Origin of the sequence: Cupriavidus sp. SIMBA_020 (assembly GCF_046535395.1) — a bacterium.
GTDB lineage: Bacteria > Pseudomonadota > Gammaproteobacteria > Burkholderiales > Burkholderiaceae > Cupriavidus > Cupriavidus campinensis.
Genome location: NZ_JAWRWU010000629.1, coordinates 1 through 270, shown reverse-complemented (window position 1 = coordinate 270; position 270 = coordinate 1). Strand labels below are relative to the sequence as shown.

Below are 270 nucleotides of genomic sequence, written 5' to 3'. Positions count from 1 at the left end.
CTTGACGCGCAGGATCTCTTCGCCGAGGCGCGGCGGCTTCGGCGGCGTCTGGATCGGCGCGGCGGTGATAGCAGCTTTAGGATTTTGCATCGCGTTTTGCCTTATTACTCAATCGAGCCGGAGCTTGGCTTCGGCATAGGCGTACATCGGACGCCACAGCAGGCGGTTGAACAGAGTCACGAACAGGGACATCACGGCGATGCCCACGATGATCTTCGGGTAGTCGCCCGCCTCGGTGGACCGCGCAATGTAGGCGCCGAGTCCGTGCGC

General features: G+C 62.6%; 1 pseudogene. It reads right to left on the bottom strand.

The annotated features are described in order from the left end of the window. Nucleotides 1-108: 108 nt before the first annotated feature. Nucleotides 109-270, bottom strand: a pseudogene (locus SB751_RS30815) (ABC transporter permease); the annotation flags it as partial.